The organism is Curtobacterium sp. 260 (assembly GCF_030803485.1).
In the GTDB taxonomy this organism is placed as follows: domain Bacteria; phylum Actinomycetota; class Actinomycetes; order Actinomycetales; family Microbacteriaceae; genus Curtobacterium.
This window is the reverse complement of sequence record NZ_JAURUY010000002.1, coordinates 379,545-405,655: the sequence shown is the minus strand read 5'-3', so window position 1 is coordinate 405,655 and position 26,111 is coordinate 379,545. Positions and strand designations below refer to the sequence as shown.

The window sequence follows — 26,111 nt, the reverse complement described above, 5'->3', positions numbered from 1 at the left end:
GCCGACTACTTCGCGGCGGCCTCGATGGTCGGGACGACGTCGGTGAGGGTGCTCACACGCTGCCCGTTCACCAGGATCGTCGGCGTGCCGAAGCCCTGGGGACCGGCGACCGCCGGGTCCGAGGTGACCTGGTTCGTGATCTTCGTGACCCAGCCCTTGTACGTCTCGTTCGACAGGCACTCGGACACATCGGAGCCGGTGGCCCCGCCGGCCTTCACCAGGTCGGCGATCTCGGCGTTGGTCAGGCCCTTCGTGCCCTCCTCCGGCTGCTTCTCGAAGAACTGCGTCTGCACGTCGAGGAACTTGTCCGGCGCGTAGTTCGCGACGCACATCGCGGCGTTCGCGGCACGGCTGGCGTAGCGCGAGCCGAGGTAGCTGCGGTCGAGGATCGACACCGGGTGGATCTCGAGCGTCGCCTGGCCGTTCTTGACGAAGTCGGTGATCTGGTCGGCGTAGGCGCCCTCGAACTGCTTGCAGACCGGGCAGGCCCAGTCGACGTACTCGACGACCTTGACCTTGCCGTCGCTGTCGGCCGTGGCGACCGGGGACGGGGTGCCGTCCGCCGAGACCGCTCCGGTCGTGACGGGCGTGATCTTGCCGTCGCCGCCGGTGAACTGGATGCCACCGGTGACCATGTTCTTCGGGCCGGCGGCGGAGGTGGTGCCCCCGCTGTTCACGTTCACCACGACGATCGCGATGATCGCCGCGACGGCCACGATGCCCAGGCCGATGCCGCCCTGCAGGAACCACTTGTTGCGGCGCTTGCGGCGCTTCTCGGCGTCGGCCCGCTGGCGAGCGACCTCACGGGCGTGCTGGCGACGCTCGTTCTTCGTGGGACGGTCGTTGTTCGTCATCGCGTCTGTGCTCCGCTTCGGTCGATCAGGCGAACCAGAGGGCGAGCTCGCGGGCGGCCGACTCCGGGGAGTCCGAGCCGTGCACGAGGTTCTGCTGCACCTTGAGGCCCCAGTCGCGACCGAGGTCGCCACGGATGGTCCCCGGGGCGGCCGAGGTCGGGTCCGTGGTGCCGGCGAGCGAGCGGAAGCCCGCGACCACACCGTTGCCGGCGACGCGCACGGCGACGACCGGGCCGGACTGCATGAACTCGACGAGCGGCTCGAAGAACGGCTTGCCCTGGTGCTCCTCGTAGTGCTGGTCGAGGAGCTCACGCGACGCCGTGACCATCTTGAGGTCGACGATCTCGTAGCCCTTGGTCTCGATGCGACGGAGGACCTCTCCGGTGAGCTGGCGGGCGACGCCGTCGGGCTTGACGAGGACGAGGGTCTCTTCGAGATCGGACACGCAGTTCTCCTGTGGTTCGGTGGTGGTCAGTCCTCGGCCTGAGCGTCCCGGAACGCGGCGTTCTGCCGGTCGAGCTGACCGCCCTTGACGAAGCAGAACACCCACAGCGCCAGGAACACCGCGCCGACCGCGAACATGAACGGCTCGATGAAGCCGGTGGCGAGGATGGCCGCCTGCAGCAGCCACCCGAACCATACACCGGCGCGCTTGCCCGTCAGGCGTGAGGCAGCTGCGAGGACGATGATCGCCAGGATGCCGCCACCGAACGCCGCGAGCGGCGACAGCGTGCCCTTCCCGTAGACGACGAGCATCGGGAAGAAGAACATCACGGCCTCGAGTCCGAGGGTGATCGCGAGGAGGCTCTCGCGGGCACCGCGCTGCGGGCGCGGCTTCCGCACGCGCGGCTGTCGACCCGGCCGGGAGGCCCGAGGTGCGTCCGTCACTTCGTCCCGCTCTCCGCGTGGACCAGGTCCATGACCTTCCCCACCATGACGATGGAGCCGGCGACGAGCACGAGGGCGTCCTCGGCGTCCGCCTCCTCCGCCAGGTCGCGCGCTTCCTGCAGTGCCTGCTCGAGCGCGGGTTCGACGACCACCCGGTCCTCGCCCACCTCGGCCACGACGATGCGGGCGAACGCGTCCGCGTCGAGTGCACGGTCCCCCGGCGGCTGCGTGACGACGAAGGTCTGCACCGTGTCCTTGAGCGCCCGGACGAAGCCGCGGGCGTCCTTGTCGCCGAGGATCCCGACGACGCCGACGACGTGCTCGGACGGGAACGCGACCGGCAGCGCCTCGGCCAGGGCGCGCGCCCCGTGCGGGTTGTGCGCGGCGTCGACCACGACGGTGGGCTCCTGCGCGATCGGCTGCAGCCGGCCGGGGCTGGTCGCGTTCGCGAGGCCCTCGGACAGGACGTCCTCGTCGAGCGCCTGCGAGCCCCGCCCGAGGAACGACTCGACCGCGGCGATCGCGACGGCGGCGTTGTGCGCCTGGTGCTGGCCGAAGAGCGGGACGAACAGGTCGTCGTAGCGCCCGGCGATGCCCTGCACGGTGACGAGCTGTCCGCCGACGGCCGGGGTGTCGGACACGACGGAGAACCCGGTGCCCTCGACCGCGAGCGTCGACTCGGTGAGCTCCGCGGCCCGCTCGAGCTCCGCGAGGGCCTCGGGCGTCTGCGCACTGGAGACGACCGACGACGACGGCTTGATGATGCCGGACTTGGTGCGCGCGATCTCGGCGACGGTCGACCCGAGCTGCTTGGCGTGGTCGATCGCCACCGGGGTGATCACCTGCACCTGGCTCTGCACCACGTTGGTGGAGTCCCACTCGCCGCCCATGCCGACCTCGATGACGGCGACGTCCACCGGTGCCTCGGCGAAGCACGCCAAGGCCAGGACGGTCAGCGCCTCGAAGAAGGTCAGCGGCTGCTCGCCCTTGTCGGTGAGCTCCTGGTCCGTCATCGCCAGGATCGGGGTGATGTCGTCCCAGTTCTCCACGAACCGGTCGGCCGCGATCGGCTCGCCGTCGATGACGATGCGCTCCCGGATCGACACCAGGTGCGGACTCGTCATGAGGCCGGTGCGCAGCCCGTGGGCGCGGACGATGCTCTCGGCCATGCGCGCGGTCGATGTCTTGCCGTTCGTACCGGTGACGTGGATGACCGGGTACGCCAGGTGCGGGTCGCCGAGGAGCTCGACGGCCCGTCGGGTGGCGGTCAACCGACGTTCGGGTGCCTGCTCGCCGATCCGGGCGTACAGGGCGGCTTCGACGCGCTGCACCTCGTCGTCGTCGCCGCCGTACGGCAGCGCGTCCGTCGGGGCCTCCTCGCCGGACGGTCCGACCGGGATGCGGACCCCGGCCGTGTCGTCGAGCGGACCGAGGTCCTCGATGCCGTCGTGGTCGTCGTCGTACTGCTCGCTGTCGCTCATGCGCGTGCCACCTCCACGGACACCTTCGCACCGTCGCCGACGTCCGAGCCCTCGCCGGGAGCGAACGTCGTCGTGGTCACCTCGACGCTCGTCGCGAGGGTCTCCCCCGCGATGAGCTGCTCGTGCGTGCGGATCGCGTCCTCGGCGTCCTCGGAGACCCGGAGCGTCAGGACGATGCGGTCGCTGACGTCGAGGTCGGCGTCGCGGCGGGCCTGCTGCACGGCGCGGACGACGTCGCGGGCGAGCCCCTCGGCCTCGAGCTCGGGGGTCGTCACGGTGTCGAGCACCGCGAAGCCGCCGCCGTCGAGGAACGCCACCGCGACGGAGTCGTCCGCGACGGTGAGGTCGAGCGTGTACTCGCCCTCGACGAGGTCGACGCCGCCGACCGTCACGCCGGACTCGGTCGCGACCCAGTCACCCTTCTTTGCGGCCGGGATCACCTGCTGCACCTGCTTGCCGATCCGGGGGCCGGCGGCGCGGGCGTTGACGGTGAGCTTCCGCTCGATGCCGTAGCGGCCGAGCGAGGACTCCTCCTGCTGCTCGAGCACGACGCGCTTCACGTTGAGCTCGTCACGCAGGATGTCCGCGAACGGTTCGATCGCTGCCGGGTCCGGCACGACCAGCGTCAGGGTCGCGAGGGGCAGACGGACACGGCGGCCGGTCGCCTTGCGGAGCGCGAGCCCCTTCGACGCGACGTCGCGCACGCGGTCCATCGCGGCGACCAGGGCGTCGTCGGCCGGGAACTCGGCCGCGTCCGGGAAGTCCTCGAGGTGCACGCTGCGCCCGCCGGTCAGGCCCTTCCAGACCTCCTCCGTGACGAGCGGCGCGAGCGGGGCGGCGACGCGGGTGAGCGTCTCGAGCACGGTGTACAGCGTGTCGAACGCCGCGCGGGCCTCGGGTGAGGAGTCCGCACCGAGCCAGAACTTGTCGCGCGACCGACGGACGTACCAGTTGGTCAGCACGTCGGCGAAGTCCCGGACGGCCTGGGCCGCGAGCGGGGTGTCGAGCGCGTCGAGGTGCGTGGTCACGTCCGCCACGAGCACCCGGGTCTTCGCGAGCAGGTACCGGTCGAGCACGTCGGTGCTCGCCGTGCTGCGCGAGGCCTGGTAGCCGGTGTCGCCGGAGGCGTTCGCGTAGAGGGTGAAGAAGTAGTACGTCGACCAGAGCGGCAGCAGGAACTCGCGGACACCCTGGCGGATGCCCTCCTCGGTCACGACGAGGTTGCCGCCGCGGATGACCGACGACGACATGAGGAACCAGCGCATCGCGTCGGCGCCGTCGCGGTCGAACACCTCGGAGACGTCCGGGTAGTTCCGGAGCGACTTCGACATCTTCTGGCCGTCCGAGCCGAGCACGATGCCGTGGCTGATCACGTTCCGGAAGGCCGGGCGGTCGAACAGCGCTGTGGAGAGCGCGTGCATGACGTAGAACCAGCCGCGGGTCTGCCCGATGTACTCGACGATGAAGTCCGCGGGGCTGTGCTCCTCGAACCACTCGCGGTTCTCGAACGGGTAGTGCACCTGCGCGTACGGCATCGAGCCGGAGTCGAACCAGACGTCGAACACGTCGGAGATGCGGCGCATGGTCGACTGCCCGGTCGGGTCGTCGGGGTTCGGCCGGGTCAGCTCGTCGATGAACGGACGGTGCAGGTCGACCTCGCCGTCCGCGTTCAGCGGCAGGCGACCGAAGTCGCGCTCGAGCTCCTCGAGCGAGCCGTAGACGTCCTGGCGCGGGTACGCCGGGTCGTCCGACACCCAGACCGGGATCGGCGTGCCGAAGTACCGGTTGCGGGACACCGACCAGTCGATCGCGTTGCCGACCCACTTGCCGAACTGACCGTCCTTGACGTTGTCCGGCACCCAGTTGATGTCCTGGTTGAGCTCGCCCATGCGGTCGCGGAACTCGGTGACGCGGACGAACCACGACGAGACCGCCTTGTAGATGAGCGGCTTGCGGCAGCGCCAGCAGTGCGGGTAGCTGTGCTCGTACGAGGCCTGGCGGAGCAGTCGCCCCGCCTCGCGCACGGCCTTCGTCAGCGGCTTGTTGGCGTCCGACCAGAGCATGCCGGCGACGTCGCCGAACTGCGCCGTGAAGAGTCCGCCCTCGTCGAGGGACAGCACCACGGGGATGCCGGCGGCCGCGCAGACCTCCTGGTCGTCGGCGCCGTACGCCGGGGCCTGGTGCACGATGCCGGTGCCTTCACCCGTCTCGACGTACTCGGCGACGAGGATGCGCCACGCGTGCTCGTAGCCCTCGGCCTCCGCCAGGAAGTCGAACAGGCGCTCGTACTCGACGCCGTCGAGCTCGGCGCCGACGACCGTGCGGAGCACGGCGGCGAGCGCGTCGTCCGCGCTCTCGTAGCCGAGCTCCTTCGCGTGGGCGGCCACGGTGTCCGAAGCCAGGAGGTACCGAGCCGAGCCGGCGTCGCCACCGTCAGCCGCGCCTCCCGGCCCGGCCGGCACGACCGCGTAGGCGATGTCCGGACCGACCGCGAGCGCCGCGTTCGTCGGCAGGGTCCAGGGGGTCGTCGTCCAGGCGAGTGCACGGACCCCGGTCAGGTCGAGTGCAGCGGCGCGGGCGCCCTGCAGCGGGAACGACACCGTGACCGACTGGTCCTGGCGCATCTTGTAGACGTCGTCGTCCATGCGCAGCTCGTGGTTCGAGAGCGGCGTCTGGTCGTTCCAGCAGTACGGCAGGACGCGGAAGCCCTCGTACGCCAGGCCCTTGTCCCAGAGCTGCTTCCACGCCCACAGGACGCTCTCCATGAAGGTGACGTCGAGGGTCTTGTAGTCGTCCTCGAAGTCGACCCAGCGCGCCTGACGGGTGACGTACGCCTGCCACTCGTCGGTGTACTGCAGCACGGACTGCTTGGCCGCGGCGTTGAAGACGTCGACGCCCATGTCGTCGATCTCGTGCTTCTCGGTGATCCCGAGCTGCCGCATGGCCTCGAGCTCGGCGGGCAGCCCGTGGGTGTCCCACCCGAAGCGGCGGTGCACCTGCTTGCCGCGCATGGTCTGGTAGCGCGGGAAGACGTCCTTCGCGTAGCCGGTCAGCAGGTGACCGTAGTGCGGCAGGCCGTTCGCGAAGGGCGGGCCGTCGTAGAACGTCCACTCCGTGCAGCCCTCGCGCTGGTCGATCGACGCCTGGAACGTGTCGTCGCCCTTCCAGAAGGCGAGGATGCCCTGCTCGACGGCGGGGAAGGACGGGGACGGGACGACACCGTCGGTGGGGACGTTGAGGGGGTAGGCCACGAGCTGCTCCTGTGGGTTCGGTTCGTCTCCACGAGGACGGAGCGTGCTCCGCGGTACCACCTCGCTTGCCGGACGCTGCTCGCGCTGCGACCGACCGCTCGTTCGCCGGATGGGGTGCGGTCCGGTCCGCCCGGGTCTACTGACGGCGGTGGTGCTGCCGCGTTCTTCCGGAGGCTCACCGGTGATGGCCGGTTCGACGCCTGGTGGGACGAGTCTACAAGAGTCGGAGCATGCTGGAGCGATGCCCTCGTCCGAGAAGCAGGACCGTCCGGAGTCCCTGCTCACCGTCGTCATCGCCTTCGCCGCCAACCTGCTCGTCGCCATCGCCAAGACCGTCGCCTCCCTGGTCTCGGGTTCAGCGTCGATGACCGCGGAGGCCGCGCACTCGTGGGCCGACACGGGCAACGAGATCTTCCTGCTCGTCGCCGAACGACGCGGCGCGAAGAAGCGGGACCGGAAGCACCCGCTGGGGTACGGCCGCGAGACCTACATCTGGTCGATGTTCGCCGCGTTCGGCCTCTTCACCGCGGGTGCCGTCGTGTCGATCTGGCACGGCATCACCGAGCTCGGCGAGACCGGTCCGGCCGAGGACGTCGTGCTCAACTACGTCGTGCTCGGCATCGCGTTCGTCCTCGAGGGCACGAGCTTCCTGCAGGCCTACCGCCAGGCACACGGAGCCGCCACGAAGCGCCGCGTCCCGGTGCTCCGCCACGTGCTGCAGTCGTCGAACCCCACGCTCCGGGCGGTCTTCGCCGAGGACGCCGCGGCGCTGGTCGGCCTCGTGATCGCGTTCCTCGGCGTGCTGCTGCACCAGCTCACCGGCCTCGCGGTGTTCGACGCGATCGGCTCCATCGCGGTCGGACTCCTGCTCGGGGTCGTCGCGATCGTCCTCATCGAGCGCAACCGCCGGTTCCTGGTCGGCGAGGCGACGTCGCCCGAGCTCGAGGACGCCGTGCTCACCGAGCTGCTCCGCCGCGACGAGGTGGAGCGCGTCACCTACCTGCACCTGGAGTTCGTCGGACCGTCCCGGGTGTTCCTGGTGGCCGCGGTCGACCTGACCGGCAACGAGCTCGAGGACCACGTCGCGGTCCGGCTCCGTCGGGTCGAGGCGTCGCTCGAGGAGAGCCGGTACATCGAGGAGGCCGTCCTCACCCTGAGCATCCCGGGCGACGCGTCGCTCGCAGCCCGAGGGGACGGCGACGTCCCGGGGATCGTGCGCGACGGCACGGTGGAGGACGTCGCTGCCGGCGGCGCCGGGACGCTCCGCACCGAGTAGCGCCTGTCGGGTCAGCGCGCGTCGAGGCCCGCCGCGACCGGGGTCAGCGCCGCGCCGACGTACTCGACGAGGGACCTGCGGGCGACACCGTCGGCGACCCACACCCCGAACGCCGCCGCGGCGGCCCCGAGCATCGCCCCGGACACGGTCTGCGGCCACAGGGACGTCGGGTGCTCCCCCGTCCGCGAGCCGACGAACGCCGAGACCGCCCCGTGCTGCGCCATCACCCGCGCCGCCACACTGGCGACGAGCTCGGTGCCGATGTCCATCACCTCGGCCTGGGCGATCGCCCACGGCACCCGGTCCGGGTCGTGCGCCCGCGCCGCGGCGAGCACGGCCTGCTCCACGGCGCGCACGGGCGAGGACTCCGTCGAGGCGGTGAGGAACGCGGGCAGGTCGGCCACCGCGGCGTCGAGCTCCAGCCAGAGCACGTCCGACTTCGCCCCGAAGTAGTTGAAGAACGTCGCTCGGCTCACCCCGGCCCGGGCCGCGATCTGGTCGACGGTCGTCCGCGCGTACCCCTGCTCGAGGAACAGCTCGGCAGCCGCGTCGGCGAGGACCTCGGCACTCGAGCGTCGGGGGCGGCCACCGCGGCGCATCGTCTCGTCCATGCCGCCAGTAAACCGCTAGACTCGTGCAGCCATGATCTTGGACCGAGTACAGAAATCACGCACCCGCGCTCTCCTCACCGCCGCGGGAGCCACCGCGGTCCTGCTGGCCCTGACCGCCTGCACCGGCGGCGGCACCGCCACCGACGCCGGCACGCCGGTCAGCGGCGGGACGCTCACGTACGCCTCCGGCGACGCCGAGCCGACCTGCCTCGACCCGCACGTCGGCGGCAACTACCCGCAGGCCCTGCTGTCGACGCAGTACATCGAGATGCTCACCGGGCTCGACCGGGCGGGGAAGCCGACGCCGGCCCTCGCGACCGGGTGGACGACGAGCGACGACGGGAAGACCCTGACGCTCGACCTGCGCACGGACGTGTCGTTCTCCGACGGCACCCCGTTCGACGCGGCCGCCGTCGTCGCGAACATCGAGCACGTGCAGGACCCGACGACGGCGTCGAGCACGGGCTACCTCGCCCTGCAGTCGATCACGAAGGCCACGGCGACCGACGATCACACCGTCACGCTGACCCTGAGCCGCCCGGACAGCGCACTGCTCGAGTCGTTCTCGCAGCCCTGGGTCGGCATGGAGTCGCCGAAGGCCCTGCAGCGGCCGCAGGCGACGAACTGCGCATCCCCCGTCGGCACGGGCCCGTTCACCGTCACGGAGTGGCAGCGGGGCGATCGCATCACGCTGACGAAGAACGACGGGTACACGCCGCTCACCGGCTCGACGGAGCCCCGCCTCGACGGCATCACGTGGCGCTTCCTGCCCGACTCGACCTCGCGCTACGCCGCACTGCAGGCCGGTCAGGTCGACGTCATCGACAACGCCCAGCCCGACCAGCTCAAGAGTGCCTCGACGAAGGGCGCGATCCGCGACCTCGACGCCCCGCGCCCCGGCGCCTCGAACCGCCTCGAACTGAACTCCGGGCACGGGGTGTTCCGCGACGAGGCGGTCCGGAAGGCCTTCATCGCCGGCGCCGAGATCGACCCGGGTCTGCAGAGCCTGTTCCTCGGCACCGCGAAGCGCTCGTACTCGGTGCTGTCGAGCGTCGAGCCCGACGGGTACTCCGATCCGGCGCTGTTCGAGTACTCCCCGAAGACGGCGGGACGCCTGCTCGACGAGGCCGGTTGGAAGGTCGGCAGCGACGGCGTCCGCGAGAAGGACGGGCAGCGGCTCACCGTCACCTTCCCCGTGTCGACGAACCAGTCGGTGCCCGCGGAGCGCAGCCTGTTCCAGCAGGTCCAGGCCTCCGAGAAGGCAGTCGGGTTCGATGTGCGGCTCGAGGAGCTCGACCTCTCCAGCTGGTACGCCGCCCTCGCCGCGAACGAGTACGACGTCGTCAGCGCTCCGTACACCAAGGTCGGCCCGGACGTCCTCCGCATCCTGTACGACAGCGCGAGCATCGAGCCCGCACCGTCGGGCTACTTCGCAAACCTCGCGCAGCTCGACGACCCGACGGTCGACGACCTGCTGGAGCGGGCGGCACGCACGTCGGACGCCGACGAGCGCGGTGACCTCTACCGCCAGGCGCAGCAGCGGATCCTGGCGAGCGGCACCGTCCTGCCGCTCTACGACCAGCAGAACCACTTCCTGTACCGCTCCGCCGTCCACGGCATCGGGACCACGTCGGTCTCCACCCCGTGGTTCGGCACCGCGTGGATCGCGCGCTGACGGGCGAGCCGGCCGGGAGGCCCGCCCCGCGTCCGCCACGCACCGGCACCCGTCGCGGGTGGTCGGCGTGGGTCCTGTGGGGTCTCCGCCGTGCGGCCGGCGGCATCGGGGTGCTCTGGGCGGTCGCCACGATCGTCTTCGTCGCGATCCGGTTGATCCCGGGTGACCCGGCGCTGGCGATCCTCGGCGGCCCCGGGTCCCAGGCCTCGACGGAGGCGGTCGAGGCGGTCCGCCGCGAGTACGGCCTCGACCGGCCGGTGCTCGTGCAGTACGCGGTGTTCCTCGGGCGCCTGGCGACCGGGCACCTCGGCGACTCGTACGCGTTCCGCACGCCCGTGTCCGAGCTCCTCGCGCAGCAGGTCCCCGTGACGCTGACGCTCGCCGTCGCCGGACTCGTCGTCGCCTGGGTCCTGGCGATCGGCGCCGCGTGGTGGTCGACGCAGCGCGGGCGGATCGCCGCGGCCCTGACCGGCGCGATCACCGTGACGGCGAGCGTCGTGCCGCACTTCTGGCTCGGCAGCGTGCTCATCGTGGTCTTCGCGAGCGCACTCGGGTGGGTGCCGGCGGTGTCGGACGGCAGCCTGCGCGGTTGGGTCCTGCCCGTGCTCACCGTCGCCGTGCCGGTCGCGGGGTACCTCGCCGAGACGGTCCGCGACGGCGTGGTCGACGCCCAGCGCTCCGCGTTCGCCCTCGCAGCCCGCGGCCGCGGGGAGACCCGCGTCGGACTGTTCGGTCGTCACCTGCTCCGGCACGCGGCGCTCCCCGGGATCGCGCTGTCCGCGTGGGCCTTCGGCTCGCTGGTCTCCGGTGCCGTGGTCGTCGAGTCGGTCTTCGCGCTGCCCGGGATCGGTCGTGCCCTGGTCACCGCGGTCACCCAGCGGGACATGCCCCTGGTGGCCGGGATCGCCCTCGTGTCCGCCGCGGCGTACGTCGTCGTGCTGGCGGTCGCGGACCTGGTCGAGCGGGCGGTGGACCCGCGGACCCGCGACCGACGCCCGGCCGGTCGCGTGGGGCGAGTGCGCGTGCGCACGCAGGGCGGGGTGGACGCACGGTGAGCGGGGTGCTCGACCCGGGCCTCCCGGCCGGTGCGTCCGAGGGGCGGGCCCGACGGTCCGAGCGGTTCCGTGGGGGGACGCTCGGCCCGGCGGGCTCGGTCGCGGCGGTCGTCGTCGCGGTCGCGGTGCTGGCGGCGGTCTGGCCGGCGCTGCTCGGCGGCGGCGACCCGCTCGCGGTGCACCCCGCCGACGCCCTGACGCCACCCGGACCGGCGCACCCCTTCGGCACCGACGAGTCCGGACGCGACGTGCTCGCGCGCGTGGTCGCGGGGACACGGGCGTCACTCGTGGTCGGGGTCGCCGCGACGCTCGTCGGCGGTCTCACCGGGATCCTGCTCGGCACGCTCGCCGGACTCGGTGGTCGGATCGTGGACGCGGTCGTCGGCCGGGTCACCGAGGTGGCGTTCGCGCTGCCGCTGCTGCTCGTCGCGCTCGTCGTCATCGCGGTCACCGGCCCCGGACCGGTGCCCGCGACCCTGGCGGTGGGGTTCGCCACGGCGCCCGGGTACGCCCGGATCGTCCGCGGCCTGGTCCGGAGTGCGCGGTCGTCGCAGGTGGTCGAGACCGCCGTGCTGCAGGGCCGCTCCCCCGGCCGGATCGTGTTCCGGCACGTCCTGCCCGCGGCACTCTGGCCCGTCGTCGCCGTCGCCACGCTCGGGGTCGGCCAGGCGGTCGTGTGGGCGTCGGCGCTCAGCTACCTCGGGGTCGGGACCCCGCCGCCCGCGCCGGAGTGGGGTGCGATGCTCGCGGACGGCCGCACCTACCTGCTGACCGCGCCGTGGATGAGCACCTTCCCGGGCCTCGCCATCGTGGTGCTGGCGACCGCGGTGACGGTGCTCGGCCGTGCGGTGCGGCGGACGGGGGCCGTGCGGTGAGGGGCTCCGAGCGGGGGCCCGACGACGTCGCGGGACGGACCGGTGCAGCACGGCCGGTGGGGACCCGCGTGCTCGACGTCCGCGGGCTCGCGGTGTCGATCGACGGCGCGACGGTGGTGCTCGGCGTCGACCTGCACGTCGACGCCGGTGAGTGCGTCGCCCTGGTCGGGGCGTCCGGCTCCGGCAAGACCGTGACCGCCCGGGCGGTGCTCGGGCTCTCCGCAGCGGGTGCCGCGGTCACCGCCGACCGCCTCGACCTCGTCGGCTCCGACGTGCGCGGGCTCGCAGAGCGGCGCTGGCGTCGGCTCCGCGGGAGCACCGTCGGCTACGTCGGCCAGGAGGCCCTCGGCGCACTCGACCCCCTCCGCCCCGTCGGCCGCGAGGTCGCCGACGCCCTGCGCCTGCACACCGACCTGCGCGCAGCAGAACGGGTCGATGCCGTGCGCGCCGCACTGGCGGGCGTGGGGCTCGACCCCGCGATGGCGACCGACGGCCGGCGCTCCGGCACGCTCTCCGGAGGCATGCGACAGCGCGCGCTGATCGCGGCGGCGACCGTGGCCTCCCCCGCGCTCGTGGTGGCGGACGAACCGACGACCGCCCTCGACGCCGCCGTGGCCGTCACCGTGATGGAGCAGCTCCGGGCCGTGCAGGACCGCGGCGCCGGGCTGCTGGTCATCACGCACGACCTCGGGCTCGTCGCCGGGTGGGCGGACCGGGTGCTCGTCGTCGACGAGGGGACGGTGGTCGAGCACGGACCGGTCGCCGAGGTCTTCGCAGCACCGCAGCACCCGGCGACCGCAGCCCTGGTGCGGGCGGCACGGGCGGACACACGCCGGGCCGTGGGACCGGTGCCCGGCCCCGGTGCGCCGTCGGCCCCGCTCGTCGAGGGCTCCGGACTGACCCGTTCCTTCGACGGGGTGCCCGCCGTGCAGGACGTGTCGATCACCGTGCGACCGGGTCGCGTGACGGGTGTGATCGGCGCCTCCGGGTCGGGCAAGACGACGGTGGCGCGGATGCTGCTCGGACTCGAGACGCCGGACGCCGGCACCGTCACGCTCGACGGCGACCCGTGGGTGCCCCTGCCCGAGCGCGAGCGCCGGGCTCGTCGGCACCGGGTGGCGGCCGTCGTGCAGGACCCCGGGGCGACCTTCGACGAGCGGTGGAGCGTCGGACGGGTGCTCGCGGACGCCCTGTCCCGCGGGCAGGAGCGGCGGGCGCGGGGTGGTCTGGCCGACCCGGTCGACGCCGCACTCCGTCAGGTGGGACTCGACCCCGAGCTGCGGTCACGCGCCCCGCGCACGCTCTCCGGCGGCCAGCGGCAACGACTGGCGATCGCCCGGGCGCTGGCGACGTCGCCCGAGGTGGTCGTGCTCGACGAACCGGTGACGGCACTCGACGCGACCGTGCAGGACGCGGTGCTCACGCTGCTCGAACGACTGCGCGACGAGACCGGCGTGGCGATGGTGTTCGTGTCGCACGACCTGCGCGCCGTCCGACGGATGGCGGACGAGGTGCTCGTGGTGCACGACGGCCGCGTCGTCGAGCAGGGCCCTGCGGAGCGCGTGCTCGGCGCGCCGGAGCACCCGGCGACCGCGCGCCTGGTCGACGCTGCCGCCCGGCTCGCCCGCGGCGCCTGACCGCGGCGCGCCGGCGCCGGCGCCGCGGCGCAGCGGCGCCGCGCCAGCGGGCGAGTCTCGCCCAGGCGGACACGTTCGCGGTACCGAAGTCGCGAACGTGTCCGCCGAGCCGAGACTCGGGGAGCGCCCACGGAGCGGAAATGCCGGGAGGCACGGTGCGCGTCCGTGGCGGACGTGCACCGCGCCTCCCGGCCGACAGCGGCGGCTACGAGTCTGCGGGCTCCTTGTCGGACCCCGGCTTCGGGGTGTCCCCCGAGATGATCGGGATCTCGCTCGTCGAGAAGTCCTTCGCCCAGTCGGACTGCGCGAGCTCCGAGGTCGGGTCGTTGTAGTCCTTGATGACGTCGGCGACCTCGTCCTCGTGGGCGACCGTGGGGCCCGAGCCCATGAGCGGCGTCGCAGCCGTCTCCTTGGTGAAGAACACCGCGACGAGGCCGATCACGGCCGCGAGCATGAGGTAGAAGGCCGGGATGTCCTCGGCCCACGAGAGCCCGGCGTCCTTCGCCCCGGCGATGAGCGCCTGCGTCGCGAGCGGCGTCGTGCCACCGAAGAGCGAGACGGACACGTTGAACGCGATCGCCAGCGCGCCGTAGCGGATGATCGTCGGGAACAGCGCGGGGAGCGTCGACGGCATGGTCGACGTGAACGTGACGAGCACGAGACCGAGGATCAGCAGGCCGAAGAAGACCCCGGCACCGGTCCCGGTCTGGACGAGCTTGAGCGCCGGCCACGACAGCACGATGAAGCCGATGCAGCCTGCGGCGAGGACCGGCCGGCGGCCGAACTTGTCGGACAGGCGACCACCGAAGGTGATGACGACCATCATCAGGATCATCACGATGACGATGAGGATCAGGCCGAACGTGGCGTTCTGCCCGAGGTTCGTCTCGAGGTAGGTCGGCATGTACGACAGCAGCATGTAGTCGGTCACGTTGAACACGAGGACCAGGCCGATGCAGATGATGAGCGAGCGCCAGTTCTCGGCGAACAGCTTGAGGAACGGCGTCTTCTGCGACTCGCGCTCGGCGGCCTGCTCCTGCTGCTTCTGGAAGGCCGGGGTCTCCTCGAGCTTCAGGCGGAGGTAGAGCCCGATGAGGCCGAGCGGACCGGCGATCATGAACGGGATGCGCCAGCCCCAGCTGAGCAGGGTGTCCTCGGGCATCGCGTACTGCAGGATCGTGACGATCGACGCGCCGAGCACGTAGCCGGCCAGCGTGCCGAACTCGAGCCACGAGCCCATGAACCCGCGGCGCTTGTCGGGCGAGTACTCGGCGATGAAGGTCGCCGCACCGCCGTACTCACCACCGGTCGAGAAGCCCTGCACGAAGCGGGCGACGAGGAGCAGCACGGGGGCCCAGAAGCCGATCGTCGCGTACGACGGGATGAGGCCGATCATGAGCGTGCCGGCGGCCATAAGGATCATCGTCAGCGCGAGGACCTTCTGCCGGCCGATCTTGTCGCCGATGGGGCCGAAGACGGCGCCGCCGATCGGGCGGACGATGAAGGCGGCCGCGAAGAACCCGAAGGTCGCGACGAGGTTCGACGTCGGGTCGCCCGCCGGCAGGAACACCTTCGAGATCGTGACCGTCAGGTACGCGAAGATGCCGAAGTCGAACCACTCCATCGCGTTGCCGAGGGCCGCGGCGGCGACGGCACGCTTGAGCAGCGACTCCTCGACGACGGTGACGTCGTCCTCGGTCAGCTTGCGGCGTGCACGCTTCGCTGCGCTCTTCGTGCGCAACGGCCGGTCGCCGTGCTGGTGTGCGTCGTTCGGTGCCAAGTTCGTTCCTCCGGTAGTGCTGTGTCTTGCCTTCGGGCATCCGGCGGAGAGCGACTGTGCAGTCCTCGCGAACACCGCGCTCGCCGGACAAACTCCGACAGCCTACCAGATGGAGCGCTCCGACGCGGCGGACCGCTACGATGAGGCCACCGCGTACTGTACGCGCGACACTCAGGCACCTCACCACGGACTCGGTGCCGCACACATCGATCGAAAGGCCCTGCCATGACGAAGCCCATGCCCGACAAGCCCACGGTGGACGGCCTCGAGGACGTCTGGGGTCCGGTCTGGGAGCAGGACGGCACCTACCGCTTCGACCGCGACAGCGCGACGAAGGACGCGGTGTACTCGATCGACACCCCGCCGCCGACCGCGTCGGGTTCGCTGCACATCGGGCACGTGTTCTCCTACACGCACACCGACCTCAAGGCCCGGTACGAGCGCATGCGCGGGAAGCACGTCTTCTACCCGATGGGCTGGGACGACAACGGCCTGCCGACCGAGCGCCGCGTGCAGAACTACTACGGCGTCCGGTGCGACCCGCAACTCCCCTACGACCCCGCCTTCGTGCCGCCGTTCGAGGGCGGCGACGGCAAGTCGAGCAAGGCGGGCGACCAGCTGCCGATCTCGCGCCGCAACTTCATCGAGCTGTGCGAGCGCCTGACCGTGCAGGACGAGCAGCAGTTCGAGCACCTCTTCCGCACGCTCGGCCTGTCAGTGGACTGGACGCAGTCGTACCGCACGATCGACGACACCTCGCGGGCGAGCGCGCAGCGTGCGTTCCTCCGCAACCTCGAGCGCGGCGAGGCCTACCAGGCCGACGCCCCGACGCTCTGGGACGTCACCTTCCGCACTGCCGTCGCGCAGGCCGAGCTCGAGGACAAGGAGATGCCCGGCGCGTACCACGGCCTGGCGTTCCACCGCACCGACGGCGGCGAGGACGTCGTCATCCAGACCACCCGTCCGGAGCTGCTCCCCGCCTGTGTCGCCCTCGTCGCGCACCCGGACGACGAGCGCTTCCAGGACCTGTTCGGCACGACCGTCCGCTCCCCCCTGTTCGACGTCGAGGTCCCGGTCCTCGCGCACCACCTGGCGCAGCAGGACAAGGGCGCGGGCATCGCGATGGTCTGCACCTTCGGTGACACCACCGACGTGGTGTGGTGGCGCGAACTGCAGCTGCCGAACCGCGCGATCATCGGCTTCGACGGCCGCGTCCGCTCGGACGAGCCCGCGTGGATCGAGTCGACCCGCGGCAAGGAGCTCTACGCCGAGATGGCCGGCAAGACCGTCTTCTCGGCGAAGAAGGTCCTCGTGGACGCGCTCACCGAGTCGGGCGAGCTCGTCGGCGACGTGAAGACGATCAACCACCCGGTGAAGTTCTTCGAGAAGGGCGACAAGCCGCTCGAGATCGTCTCGACCCGCCAGTGGTACATCGTCAACGGCGCGCGCGACGAGCAGCTCAAGGAGACCCTGCGGAAGCGCGGCGAGGAGATCGCCTTCCACCCGGACTTCATGCGCGTCCGCTACGACAACTGGGTCGGTGGCCTCTCCGGCGACTGGCTCATCTCGCGCCAGCGCTTCTTCGGCGTGCCGATCCCGGTCTGGTACCCGCTCGACGCCGACGGCAACCCGGTCTTCGACCAGCCGATCGTCCCGACCGAGGCACAGCTGCCCGTCGACCCGGCGTCCGAGCCGGCCCCCGGGTACGCCGAGGACCAGCGCGGCGTCGCCGGCGGCTTCCAGGGGGAGCTCGACGTGATAGACACCTGGGCGACCTCGTCCCTCACCCCGCAGCTCGCGGGCAAGTGGGAGACGGACCCGGCGCTCTACGACCTCGTGTTCCCGTACGACGTCCGCCCGCAGGCGCAGGACATCATCCGCACGTGGCTCTTCACGACGGCACTCCGCAGCCAGCTCGAGGCCGACGTCGCGCCGTGGAAGCACGCGAGCATCTCCGGCTTCATCGTGGACCCCGACCGCAAGAAGATGTCGAAGTCGAAGGGCAACGTCGTCACGCCGCTCTCGATCCTCGAGCAGCACGGTGCCGACGCGGTCCGCTACTGGGCGGCCTCGTCGAAGCTCGGCACCGACGCGGCCTTCGACCCGCAGAACCCGAAGCAGATCAAGGTCGGTCGTCGCCTGGCGATCAAGGTGCTCAACGCGGCGAAGTTCGTCTACGGCTTCGAACTGCCGAGCGGTGCGACGACCGTCACCGAGCCCCTCGACGTCGACGTGCTGGCGGAGCTCGGCTCCGTGATCGAGCAGGCCACCGCCGCGTTCGACGGCTTCGACCACGCCCGTGCGCTGGAGGTCACCGAGCGGTTCTTCTGGACCTTCTGCGACGACTACCTCGAGCTCGTCAAGGAGCGTGCCTACGGCACCGCGCCCGACGCGACGCACGAGACCCAGGCGAGTGCGGTCCTGGCGCTGCGCGCCGCGATCGACGCGCTGCTCCGTCTGCTGGCACCGTTCCTCCCGTTCGCGACGGAGGAGGTGTGGGCCTGGACCCACGACACCAGCGTGCACACGGCCGCGTGGCCCACGGTCGCGGAGCTCCCGACGCAGGCGGAGCCGTCCGGGCTGCTGGCCGCCGTCGGCCAGGCGCTGATCGGGATCCGCGGTGCGAAGACCGCCGCCAAGGCGTCCCAGAAGACGCCGGTCACCCGTGCCGTCGTGGCGGCTCCGGCCGACCAGCGCGCGCTCATCGAGCGCGCGGCGGTCGACCTGGCCGCCGTGGGCCGCATCGAGAACCTGTCGTTCACGGACGGCGAGGAGCTCGCGGTGACCGAGATCGAGCTCGCGGAGCAGCAGGCGTAGCGTCGTCCGTCGACGGGCCGGGTCGCGAGCGGCCCGGCCCGTCGTCACGAGCACGAGTACGAGCACGAGTACGAGTACGAGTACGAGTACGAGTCGGCACTGGAGGCACGGATGCAGTTGGGTACACGCTGGAACGTGGGTGGGCAGCCACCCGAGCGACTCCCCGAGGCGATGGTCGTCGCCGCGCGCGGTGTCGAGGAGGAGCTTGCGGCGGCGTCGGTCGACGCATCGACCTGGCGCTGGACGCTGACGTACCTCGAGGGCAAGCCGATCGTCGAGCTCGACGACGGCACGTCGATCCACCTCGACCCCGCCGGGCGTGCGCAGGTGACGAACCCGGACGACGCGCCGGAGGAGGACTAGGCCGTCCCCCGGTCCCGGGCTCGACCGGGACCGGGGGACGCGGCCTACACTGGAGAACGTCCGTTTCCGAGGCGACGGGGACGAGTGGGACCGCAGCGGAGGGAAGGGGATGCCCGTGTCCGGCACCGCCAGCACGACCGACCCGCAGGTGCGCGAGCGCATCGTCGACGCCGCGGACGCGCTCTTCTACGCCCGCGGGTTCCAGTCGGTCGGCATGGACGAGATCCGGACGAGCGCCGGCGTCTCGTTGAAGAAGCTCTACTCGGTGTTCCCCGGCAAGGAGCAGCTCGTCGCCGCGGTGCTCGGCGGGCGGCACGACCTCTGGGAGCAGGGCATCGAGCAGGCGGTGGCCGCAGCGGGGACCCCGCGCGACCGGCTGCTCGCGATGTACGACTTCCTGGAGCACTGGTTCGGCGACGACACCTTCCGCGGCTGCGGCTTCATCAACGCCTTCGGTGAGCTGGGTGCGACCTCCCCCGCGGTCGCGGAGATCGCCCGCGAGCACAAGGACTCGTTCCAGCGGTACGTCGCCGGGCTCGCCGCGGCCGCCGTACCGGACCTCGACGCGGCCGAGGAGCTCGCCGCCCAGCTCGCACTCCTCGCCGAGGGTGCGCAGACGACGGCCGCGATCGCGGGCGACACGACGCCGGCACGGCACGCGCGGCGCGCGGCAGCCACGCTGATCGACGTGGCGATGCGTGCGGAGACCGACCCGACGCGCTGACCCGACGCGCTGACCCGATGCGCCGACCGGACGCTCGACGACACGACGCCCGACACGACCCGACGTCGGCCGGGAGGCGCGGGGCGGGCCCGCCACGTGCCTCCAGACCGGCGTCCGGTCCGGTCCGTAGGGTGGGGCCATGGACACCCCGTTCGACCAGCCGAGCACCCTCCCCTACGCCCTGCCGCCGTTCGACGACGTCCGGCTCGAGCACTTCCGTCCCGCGTTCGACGCCGGCATCGCCGAGCAGCGTGCCGAGGTCGAGGCCATCGCCGCCGATCCCGGTGCAGCGACGTTCGAGAACACGCTGGTGGCGCTCGAACGCTCCGGGCAGCTGCTGACCCGGGTCTCGCACGTCTTCTTCACGCTGTCCTCCGCCGACTCGACGCCCGAGCTGCACGACCTCGAGGCCGAGGAGTCGCCGCTCCTCGCCGCCCACCGCGACGCGATCACCCTCGACGCGCGCCTGTACGCACGGGTCGATGCGGTGCGGTCCTCGCTCGACGAGCGTGCGGACCTGTCCGACGAGGACCGTCGACTCGTCGAGCGGGTGCACACCGAGATGACGCTCGCGGGAGCCGGCCTCGACGACGGTGGGAAGGAGCGTCTCACCGCGATCAACCAGGAACTCTCGACGCTCACCACGACCTTCGAGCGCAACCTGCTCGAGGACACGAACGACCTCGCCGTGCACGTCACCGACGAACAGGAGCTCGCCGGACTCGACGACGGCGCGAAGTCGGCCGCCGCCGCAGCCGCAGCGGACCGCGGCCTCGACGGCTGGCTCGTGACGCTGCCGCTGTACACGGGTCACCCGTGGCTCGCCTCGCTGACCGACCGTGGCCTGCGCGAACGGATCATGCGTGCCTCGCTGTCGCGGGGGCGACGTGGGAACGCGCACGACAACCGCGAGGTCCTGCTGCGCATCGTCCGGCTCCGGGCCGAGCGGGCCGAACTCCTCGGCTTCCCGAACCACGCTGCCGTGGTGACGGCCGACGAGACCGCGGGGACGCCCGAGGCGGTCGACGGCCTGCTCTCCTCGCTCGTCCCGGCCGCCGCCGCGAACGCCGAGGACGAGCGCGCCGTCCGCTCCCGCACGGTCGGCTTCGACGTCGAGGCCTGGGACTGGGCACACGCGACGGAGGTCCTGCGCGGCGAGCAGTTCGCCGCGGACAGTTCGGCGCTGCGGCCCTACTTCGAGGCCGACCGCGTCCTGCACGACGGGGTGTTCCACGCCGCCGGCGCCCTGTACGGACTGACGTTCACCGAACGCTCGGACCTGCACGGCTACAACGACGAGGTCCGGGTCTTCGAGGTGCACGGCGACTCCGGGGAGGAGGTCGGGCTCTACCTGCTCGACCTCTACACACGGGACGGCAAGCGTGGCGGTGCCTGGATGAACCCCGTCGTCGAGCAGTCACACCTGCTCGGCACGCTGCCCGTCGTCGTGAACAACCTCAACGTGGCGAAGCCCGCCGCCGGCTCTCCCACGCTGCTGATCCAGGACGAGGTCGAGACGCTCTTCCACGAGTTCGGGCACGCGCTGCACGGGCTCATCGCCAGGACGACCTACCCGCGGTTCTCGGGCACGAACGTCGAACGGGACTTCGTGGAGTTCCCCTCGCAGGTCAACGAGATGTGGGTGACCTGGCCCTCGGTCCTCGCGAACTACGCGAAGCACCACGAGACCGGCGAGCCACTGCCGCCCGAGCTCGTGCTCGGACTGAGCGACTCCGCCGGCTTCAACGAGGGCTTCTCGACCACCGAGTACCTCGCCGCGGCGCTGCTCGACCAGGCGTGGCACCGTCTGTCGGCTGCCGACGCCGCCGAGGTGACCGACGTCGAGGCGTTCGAGCGCCAGGCCCTCGCTTCCGCGGGCATCGACGTGGCCGCGGTGCCGCCGCGGTACTCGTCGACGTACTTCGCGCACACGTTCTCCGGCGGGTACGACGCCGGGTACTACGGGTACATCTGGTCCGAGGTGCTCGACGCGGACACCGTCGAGTGGTTCCGCGAGCACGGCGGACTCTCGCGCGAGGCCGGGCGGCGGTTCGCGTCGCTCGTGCTCGGGGTCGGCGGCGCGCAGGACCCGCTCGAGGCCTACCGTGCGTTCCGCGGCCGCGACGCCGAGGTCGGGCCGCTGCTGCGCCGTCGCGGGCTCGAGTAGCGCGGCGCCGCGCCGCGGCGGCGGGCCGGCGCACGGCGGGCGTCGCGCCAGCCGCCGCGGCGCCGGGCCAGTGCGTCGGCACAACCGGAAGCACGTCGCGCCGCGGAAGTCCGCGGCGCGACGTGCTTCCCGTTGTGCAGCGGCACGTCACACCGCGGACTGCCCCGGTCCGCCTGCGCACCGCTCCCACGAACGCTCCCGCACCCGCGCCCCCTCCCGCTCACGGCGACGGCCCAGCCCCACGCGGGGACCGGGCCGTCGGCCTGCGGGCGTCGGACGCTACGCGGACTTCTCCACGCGCTTCGCCCGGGGACGCGGCACGATCGTCGGCGCGGCGTTCTCGAGCACGGACTCGCGGGTGATGACGACGCGCGCCACGTCGTCGTCCGACGGCACGTCGAACATGACCGGGCCGAGGACCTCTTCGAGGATGGCCCGGAGGCCGCGGGCACCGGTCTGGCGCAGCACCGCGAGGTCCGCGATGGCCTCGAGCGCCCCGCGGTCGAAGTCGAGCTCGACACCGTCGATCGCGAACATCCGCTGGTACTGCTTCACCAGCGCGTTCTTCGGCTCGGTCAGGATCTGCATGAGCGCCGCCTGGTCGAGCTGCGACACCGTCGTGACGACGGGCAGACGACCGATGAACTCGGGGATGAGCCCGAACTTGTGCAGGTCCTCGGGCAGGACGTCGGCGAACAGGTCCTGCTGGTCGAGCGGGCTGTGCAGCGGAGCGCCGAACCCGATCCCGCGCTTGCCGACGCGCGACGACACGATGTCCTCGAGTCCCGCGAACGCCCCCGCCACGATGAACAGCACGTTCGTCGTGTCGATCTGGATGAACTCCTGGTGCGGGTGCTTCCGACCGCCCTGCGGCGGGACCGACGCGGTCGTGCCCTCGAGGATCTTGAGCAGCGCCTGCTGCACGCCCTCGCCGGAGACGTCGCGCGTGATCGACGGGTTCTCCGCCTTGCGTGCGATCTTGTCGACCTCGTCGATGTAGATGATGCCCGTCTCGGCACGCTTGACGTCGTAGTCCGCGGCCTGGATGAGCTTGAGCAGGATGTTCTCGACGTCCTCGCCCACGTACCCGGCCTCGGTCAGGGCGGTGGCGTCGGCGACGGCGAACGGCACGTTGAGCCGCTTCGCCAGGGTCTGCGCGAGGTAGGTCTTGCCGCAGCCGGTCGGCCCGATGAGCAGGATGTTCGACTTCGCGATCTCGACGTCGTCGCGGTCCTCGGCAGCGGTGATCTGCCCTTGTGCGCGGATGCGCTTGTAGTGGTTGTAGACGGCAACGGCCAGCGCGCGCTTCGCCGGGTCCTGGCCGATCACGTACTCCTGCAGGAAGTCGAAGATCTCGCGGGGCTTCGGCAGCTCGAAGTCGCCGTTCGTGGTGTCCTCACCCGCTTCGGCGAGGCGCTCCTCGATGATCTCGTTGCACAGCTCGACGCACTCGTCGCAGATGTACACCCCCGGCCCGGCGATGAGCTGCTGGACCTGCTTCTGGCTCTTGCCGCAGAAGGAGCACTTGAGCAGGTCAGCGCTCTCCCCGATGCGTGCCATGTCGGTGCCCTCCTTGGATGACCGGTGCAGTTCAGCGATGCAGGCTGGTGACCCGCCCGATGTGATCGACTCTAACCGCATCCGGTGACACCCACGGCGACGCCGTCCGGCCTGTCCCCACGCGTTCGCCCAGGGCGTGCACACCTGGTACCGTTGGCACGTTCCTCTACAAGTTGTAGAAAACCGGAAGGACCCCATGACGAAGCGCCTCGCCCTCCTCGGCACCGGAACCCTCGGCGTCACCGCCGCGATCGTCCTCGGCACCGCGGCCGCCGCGAGCGCACACGTCGAGGCGGATGCGACCTCGACGGCGGCGAACTCGTACACGACCGCGACGTTCTCGGTGCCGCACGGCTGCGACGGCTCCCCCACCACGAAGCTCGTCTTCCAGGTGCCCGAGTCCGTCATCGAGGTCACGCCGACCGTCAACCCGAACTGGACGATCACGAAGGCGACCGAGCCCTACACCGCCCCGTCGAGCAGCGCTGCGAGCGACGAGGAGTCCGAGGCCGGCGCCGAGCGCGTCACGAGCGTCACCTACACCGCGAAGACCCCGCTGCCCGCCGACGAGCGCGACACCTTCTCGCTGTCCTTCGCGCTGCCCGACGGCAAGCCGGGCGACCGCGTGGCCTTCCCGGTCGTGCAGACCTGCGAGCAGGGGTCGACCGACTGGGACCAGGTGCAGAAGAGCGGCGAGTCCGAGCCCGAGCACCCCGCGCCGTCGATCGTCCTGACCGCCGCCAGCGCGGCGAGCGGTGACGACGACGACGCGACGACGGCCACCGCGAGCGACACCACGACCACCGCGGCGCAGCCCGACCTGGTCGGTCGCTTCCTCGGCCTCGGCGGCCTGGTGGTCGGGGCCGTCGGCCTGGTCGTCGCCGTCGCCGCCACGCGCCGCCGGGACGCCTCGAAGTGACCCGGACCGCACGGCCGACGCGCGCCCGTCGGCCCCCGGGTGACCGGCGTCCGGTCTGGAGGCCCGTGGCCGCGACCGCCGCGACCCTCGCCGTCGCGGGCGGTGCGATCCTCGGGCTCGCCGCCCCCGCCAGCGCGCACAACTACCTGGTGTCGTCGACGCCGAAGGTGGGCGGGACGCTCACCGAGCTCCCCGACCGCTTCGACATCACGACGAACGACCGGCTCCTGGCGATCGGCGGGTCGGACTCGGGCTTCGCCTTCCGGGTCATCGGCCCGGACGGTCGGTACCACGAGGACGGCTGCGTCTCCGTGGACGGCCCCTCGATGACGACGAAGGCCGCCCTCGGCGACTCCGGGAAGTACGAGGTCGAGTGGCAGATCGTCTCGGCCGACGGCCACACGGTCTCCGACCGGTACGACTTCACCTGGAAGGCCCCGGCCGGCTTCACGCCCGACCGCGGCACCGCGACGCCGGCGACCTGCGCCGACGGCAGCGGAGGCGGCTCGGCATCCAGCGCGCCCGACGCCCCGACCGGTGCCAGCGGTGACTCGAGCGCGACCGACGCCCTGTTCATCGGCGCCGGTGGCATCGTCCTCGCCGGCGTCGTCGTGGCGGTCCTGCTGCTGCTCCGACGCCGCCCGGCCGCCCCGGCGACCGACGACCGCGACGAGGACTGAACCGCCCCGCCGGATCGGCACCGCGCCTCCAGGCCGGATCCGCGCCCCCGACGCCGCACCGGACACGACGAAGGCCCCGCACCGATCGGTGCGGGGCCTTCGCGCGTGCAGCGCTACTTCACGAGCGCCGGCAGGTTCTTGCGGCTCGTGAGGACCTGGTCGATCAGGCCGTACTCGAGTGCCTCTTCGGCGGACATGATCTTGTCGCGCTCGATGTCGTTGTTGACCTGCTCCGGGGTCCGGTTCGAGTGCTTCGACAGCGTCTCCTCGAGCCAGGTGCGCATGCGGAGGATCTCCGCCGCCTGGATCTCGATGTCGGACGCCTGACCGCCACCCTGCTGGACGGCGGGCTGGTGGATGAGCACGCGGGCGTTCGGCAGCGCGAGACGCTTGCCGGGGGTCCCCGCGGCGAGGAGCACCGACGCGGCCGAAGCGGCCTGGCCGAGGCAGACCGTCTGGATCTGCGGACGGATGTACTGCATCGTGTCGTAGATCGCCGTCATCGCGGTGAACGAGCCACCGGGCGAGTTGATGTACATCACGATGTCGCGGTCCGGGTCCATCGACTCGAGCACGAGCAGCTGTGCCATGACGTCGTCGGCGGACGCGTCGTCCACCTGGACGCCGAGGAACACGATGCGGTCCTCGAAGAGCTTCGCGTACGGGTCCTGCCGCTTGAAGCCGTAGGCCGTGCGCTCCTCGAAGCTGGGGAGGATGTAGCGATCGGACGGAGCCGGGACGTTCTGCGCGCCACCGAGCATGGGGAGGTGCATTCTCGTTTCCTTCTCTTCGGTGGTGGTCAGTTGGACTCGGGCTCGGCTGCCGCGGTCGGCGTCTCGCCGTCGCTCACGGTGCCGCCGCCGCCGACGACCTCGACCGACGAGGCGCGGAGGTGGTCGACGAAGCCGTACTCCAGGGCCTCCTGCGCCGTGAACCAGTTGTCACGGTCGTTGTCCTTGAGGACCTGCTCGATCGTCTTGCCGGTCTGCTCCGCCGTGAGCTCCGCCATCCGCTGCTTCATGTCGAGGATGACCTTCGCCTGCGTCTGGATGTCGGCAGCGGTGCCGCCGAAGCCACCGGACGGCTGGTGCAGGAGCACGCGGGCGTTCGGGGTGATGTAGCGCTTGCCCGGGGTACCCGACGAGAGCAGGAACTGCCCCATCGAGGCGGCGAGGCCGATGCCCACGGTGACGATGTCGTTCGGCACGAACTGCATCGTGTCGTAGATCGCCATGCCCGCGGTGATCGAGCCACCGGGCGAGTTGATGTAGAGGTAGATGTCCTTCTCGGGGTCCTCGGCGGCGAGCATCAGCAGCTTCGCTGCGATCTCGTTCGAGTTGTCGTCGCGGACCTCAGAGCCGAGCCACACGATCCGGTCTCTCAGAAGGCGGTCAAAAACACTGGGGTTCAGTGTCGCTTCGGCCATGGAAAAGCTCCCGTTCAGTTGTCGCTTGATGTCGAACTTATCGGGTGCAACGCACCACTTCGCGTCTGTTCG

21 protein-coding genes are annotated in these 26,111 nt (G+C 71.5%); 11 read left to right on the top strand and 10 right to left on the bottom strand.

The window, feature by feature from the left end; translation table 11 throughout:
* Positions 1–5: 5 nt before the first annotated feature.
* Genes J2X59_RS04255 through ileS form a run of 5 tightly spaced genes read right to left on the bottom strand, consistent with a single transcriptional unit; the run spans position 6 to position 6,474 of the window.
* Positions 6–854 carry a DsbA family protein gene (locus J2X59_RS04255; protein ID WP_058728427.1) on the bottom strand — a complete coding sequence of 283 codons (849 nt, stop codon included), beginning with the start codon at positions 852–854 and terminating at the stop codon, positions 6–8.
* A 25-nt stretch (positions 855–879) separates the two neighbouring features.
* On the bottom strand, positions 880–1,299 hold the full coding sequence (gene ndk / locus J2X59_RS04250; RefSeq protein WP_326495815.1) for a nucleoside-diphosphate kinase: 420 nt from the start codon (positions 1,297–1,299) through the stop codon (positions 880–882).
* Between the two features lie 26 nt (positions 1,300–1,325).
* Entirely contained in the window at positions 1,326–1,697 is a 372-nt protein-coding gene (locus J2X59_RS04245) for a DUF4233 domain-containing protein (protein ID WP_326495814.1), read from the bottom strand.
* Between the two features lie 41 nt (positions 1,698–1,738).
* Positions 1,739–3,223: a bifunctional folylpolyglutamate synthase/dihydrofolate synthase gene (locus J2X59_RS04240; protein WP_326495813.1), complete on the bottom strand. Its 1,485-nt coding sequence runs from the start codon at positions 3,221–3,223 to the stop codon at positions 1,739–1,741.
* Positions 3,220–6,474, bottom strand: coding sequence for an isoleucine--tRNA ligase (gene ileS, locus J2X59_RS04235; RefSeq protein WP_326495812.1), 3,255 nt, complete (start codon positions 6,472–6,474; stop codon positions 3,220–3,222). The genes J2X59_RS04240 and ileS overlap by 4 nt, the downstream gene beginning before the upstream one ends.
* Before the next feature lie 241 nt (positions 6,475–6,715).
* On the opposite strand from ileS, the gene J2X59_RS04230 reads away from it, so the two are divergent.
* Positions 6,716–7,750 (top strand): cation diffusion facilitator family transporter, encoded by a 1,035-nt coding sequence (locus J2X59_RS04230; protein ID WP_326495811.1) that lies wholly within the window; start codon positions 6,716–6,718, stop codon positions 7,748–7,750.
* 11 nt (positions 7,751–7,761) lie between these two features.
* Here the strand turns inward: J2X59_RS04230 and J2X59_RS04225 are convergent, their stop codons facing one another.
* Entirely contained in the window at positions 7,762–8,361 is a 600-nt protein-coding gene (locus J2X59_RS04225; protein WP_066653145.1) for a TetR/AcrR family transcriptional regulator, read from the bottom strand.
* Between the two features lie 31 nt (positions 8,362–8,392).
* Between J2X59_RS04225 and J2X59_RS04220 the strand changes: the two genes are divergently transcribed.
* The 4 genes from J2X59_RS04220 (at position 8,393) to J2X59_RS04205 (ending at position 13,603) form a co-directional block, all read left to right on the top strand.
* On the top strand, positions 8,393–10,036 hold the full coding sequence (locus tag J2X59_RS04220) for an ABC transporter substrate-binding protein (RefSeq protein ID WP_326495810.1): 1,644 nt from the start codon (positions 8,393–8,395) through the stop codon (positions 10,034–10,036).
* Positions 10,021–11,091: an ABC transporter permease gene (locus J2X59_RS04215; protein ID WP_326495809.1), complete on the top strand. Its 1,071-nt coding sequence runs from the start codon at positions 10,021–10,023 to the stop codon at positions 11,089–11,091. Before J2X59_RS04220 ends, J2X59_RS04215 begins: the two co-directional genes overlap by 16 nt.
* A 5-nt stretch (positions 11,092–11,096) precedes the next feature.
* Positions 11,097–11,966, top strand: coding sequence for an ABC transporter permease (locus J2X59_RS04210; RefSeq protein ID WP_271827096.1), 870 nt, complete (start codon positions 11,097–11,099; stop codon positions 11,964–11,966).
* Between the two features lie 68 nt (positions 11,967–12,034).
* Positions 12,035–13,603, top strand: a complete 1,569-nt coding sequence (locus J2X59_RS04205) for an ABC transporter ATP-binding protein (RefSeq protein WP_326495808.1) — start codon at positions 12,035–12,037, stop codon at positions 13,601–13,603.
* A 205-nt stretch (positions 13,604–13,808) separates the two neighbouring features.
* Here J2X59_RS04205 and proP read toward each other — a convergent pair whose 3' ends face one another.
* Positions 13,809–15,383, bottom strand: coding sequence for a glycine betaine/L-proline transporter ProP (gene proP / locus J2X59_RS04200; protein WP_326495807.1), 1,575 nt, complete (start codon positions 15,381–15,383; stop codon positions 13,809–13,811).
* A gap of 225 nt (positions 15,384–15,608) precedes the next feature.
* Here proP and valS point away from each other — a divergent pair, with 225 nt between their 5' ends.
* The 4 genes from valS to J2X59_RS04180 all read left to right on the top strand — a co-directional run bounded on the left by valS (position 15,609) and on the right by J2X59_RS04180 (position 21,454).
* A complete protein-coding gene (gene valS / locus J2X59_RS04195; protein WP_326495806.1) occupies positions 15,609–18,200 on the top strand; it encodes a valine--tRNA ligase in 2,592 nt (863 codons plus the stop codon).
* A 111-nt stretch (positions 18,201–18,311) separates the two neighbouring features.
* Complete coding sequence (locus J2X59_RS04190; protein WP_066653141.1) at positions 18,312–18,563, top strand: hypothetical protein; 252 nt, start codon at positions 18,312–18,314, stop codon at positions 18,561–18,563.
* 115 nt (positions 18,564–18,678) lie between these two features.
* Entirely contained in the window at positions 18,679–19,287 is a 609-nt protein-coding gene (locus tag J2X59_RS04185; protein WP_326495805.1) for a TetR/AcrR family transcriptional regulator, read from the top strand.
* A 139-nt stretch (positions 19,288–19,426) separates the two neighbouring features.
* Positions 19,427–21,454 (top strand): M3 family metallopeptidase, encoded by a 2,028-nt coding sequence (locus J2X59_RS04180; protein ID WP_326495804.1) that lies wholly within the window; start codon positions 19,427–19,429, stop codon positions 21,452–21,454.
* Positions 21,455–21,733: 279 nt separating this feature from the next.
* On the opposite strand, the gene clpX is transcribed toward J2X59_RS04180, so the two are convergent.
* Positions 21,734–23,014, bottom strand: coding sequence for an ATP-dependent Clp protease ATP-binding subunit ClpX (gene clpX / locus J2X59_RS04175; RefSeq protein WP_326495803.1), 1,281 nt, complete (start codon positions 23,012–23,014; stop codon positions 21,734–21,736).
* 196 nt (positions 23,015–23,210) lie between these two features.
* Here clpX and J2X59_RS04170 point away from each other — a divergent pair, with 196 nt between their 5' ends.
* Together J2X59_RS04170 and J2X59_RS04165 are read left to right on the top strand one after the other, a co-directional pair.
* Positions 23,211–23,933 (top strand): YcnI family copper-binding membrane protein, encoded by a 723-nt coding sequence (locus J2X59_RS04170; protein ID WP_251154786.1) that lies wholly within the window; start codon positions 23,211–23,213, stop codon positions 23,931–23,933.
* A 65-nt stretch (positions 23,934–23,998) separates the two neighbouring features.
* Positions 23,999–24,613 (top strand): copper resistance CopC family protein, encoded by a 615-nt coding sequence (locus J2X59_RS04165; RefSeq protein ID WP_326495802.1) that lies wholly within the window; start codon positions 23,999–24,001, stop codon positions 24,611–24,613.
* Between the two features lie 113 nt (positions 24,614–24,726).
* Here the strand turns inward: J2X59_RS04165 and J2X59_RS04160 are convergent, their stop codons facing one another.
* Complete coding sequence (locus J2X59_RS04160) at positions 24,727–25,386, bottom strand: ATP-dependent Clp protease proteolytic subunit (protein ID WP_066653125.1); 660 nt, start codon at positions 25,384–25,386, stop codon at positions 24,727–24,729.
* A gap of 26 nt (positions 25,387–25,412) precedes the next feature.
* Positions 25,413–26,039 (bottom strand): ATP-dependent Clp protease proteolytic subunit, encoded by a 627-nt coding sequence (locus J2X59_RS04155; RefSeq protein ID WP_066653123.1) that lies wholly within the window; start codon positions 26,037–26,039, stop codon positions 25,413–25,415.
* Positions 26,040–26,111 lie beyond the last annotated feature (72 nt).

Excerpts from the sequence above, each read along its gene's own strand:
- J2X59_RS04255 (WP_058728427.1), bottom strand. The coding sequence starts at position 854 with ATGACGAACAACGACCGTCCCACGAAGAACGAGCGTCGCCAGCACGCC.
- J2X59_RS04240 (WP_326495813.1), bottom strand. The coding sequence starts at position 3,223 with ATGAGCGACAGCGAGCAGTACGACGACGACCACGACGGCATCGAGGAC.
- J2X59_RS04230 (WP_326495811.1), top strand. The coding sequence starts at position 6,716 with ATGCCCTCGTCCGAGAAGCAGGACCGTCCGGAGTCCCTGCTCACCGTC.
- J2X59_RS04225 (WP_066653145.1), bottom strand. The coding sequence starts at position 8,361 with ATGGACGAGACGATGCGCCGCGGTGGCCGCCCCCGACGCTCGAGTGCC.
- J2X59_RS04220 (WP_326495810.1), top strand. The coding sequence starts at position 8,393 with ATGATCTTGGACCGAGTACAGAAATCACGCACCCGCGCTCTCCTCACC.
- valS (WP_326495806.1), top strand. The coding sequence starts at position 15,609 with ATGACGAAGCCCATGCCCGACAAGCCCACGGTGGACGGCCTCGAGGAC.
- J2X59_RS04190 (WP_066653141.1), top strand. The coding sequence starts at position 18,312 with ATGCAGTTGGGTACACGCTGGAACGTGGGTGGGCAGCCACCCGAGCGA.
- J2X59_RS04180 (WP_326495804.1), top strand. The coding sequence starts at position 19,427 with ATGGACACCCCGTTCGACCAGCCGAGCACCCTCCCCTACGCCCTGCCG.
- clpX (WP_326495803.1), bottom strand. The coding sequence starts at position 23,014 with ATGGCACGCATCGGGGAGAGCGCTGACCTGCTCAAGTGCTCCTTCTGC.
- J2X59_RS04170 (WP_251154786.1), top strand. The coding sequence starts at position 23,211 with ATGACGAAGCGCCTCGCCCTCCTCGGCACCGGAACCCTCGGCGTCACC.
- J2X59_RS04160 (WP_066653125.1), bottom strand. The coding sequence starts at position 25,386 with ATGCACCTCCCCATGCTCGGTGGCGCGCAGAACGTCCCGGCTCCGTCC.
- J2X59_RS04155 (WP_066653123.1), bottom strand. The coding sequence starts at position 26,039 with ATGGCCGAAGCGACACTGAACCCCAGTGTTTTTGACCGCCTTCTGAGA.